The following is a 702-nucleotide window of genomic DNA, read 5'->3' on the forward strand; positions in this document are numbered from 1 at the left end:
AGTCAGGCAATACCTGACTGTCATGGACATTGGCACCCGTTGCGACAACGCTGTGTATCAATTTGGTCTTGCTGTCCACACCAATATGACCCTTCATACCAAAGTGCCATTGATTCCCTTTTTTGGTTTGACGCATTTCTGGATCACGTTCTCCATCTTTATTCTTGGTCGAAGAGGGGGCGGCTATGATGGTGGCATCGACGATAGTGCCGCCCGACACCTTCATCCCACGCTCTTGCAAATGACGACCCACTTCCTCAAAGATGCGCTTGCCAAGAGCATGACGTTCCAGTAAGTGACGAAATTTGCACACCGTTGTTTCATCGGGAACAGGCTCGCTGCCCAAGTCTATGCCGACAAAACTGCGCATGGAAACTGATTCGTACAAGGCTTCTTCGACGGCTGAGTCAGACAGATTAAACCATTGCTGCAAGAAGTAGATTCGAAGCATACGCTCTACGCCTACAGGTGGGCGTCCGTTTCCAGCCTTAGGATAATGAGGCTCAACCAGCCCGCACAGCATTGACCATGGCACAACCTGATTCATCTCAGATAGAAATACTGCTCGCTTCGTCGTTTTGGCATAGCGTTCAAAGCTTCCTTGGGCAAATGTAGTCTGTCTCATGGCTTTAATGATTGACGGTCGAACATGCTTCTATTAACGTTTCTCAATCAGGTTGCGTTTACTTAATCAGAGATTCC

1 protein-coding gene is annotated in these 702 nt (G+C 48.4%); it reads right to left on the reverse strand.

Going from position 1 to position 702, the window contains the following annotated elements; all coding sequences use genetic code 11:
• Positions 1-625: IS5 family transposase (locus ACO0LB_RS20500; RefSeq protein ID WP_423052536.1), on the reverse strand; the 625-nt coding region annotated here is incomplete at its 3' end.
• Positions 626-702 lie beyond the last annotated feature (77 nt).

The organism is Undibacterium sp. SXout7W (assembly GCF_049339385.1).
Taxonomy (GTDB): Bacteria; Pseudomonadota; Gammaproteobacteria; order Burkholderiales; family Burkholderiaceae_D; genus Undibacterium.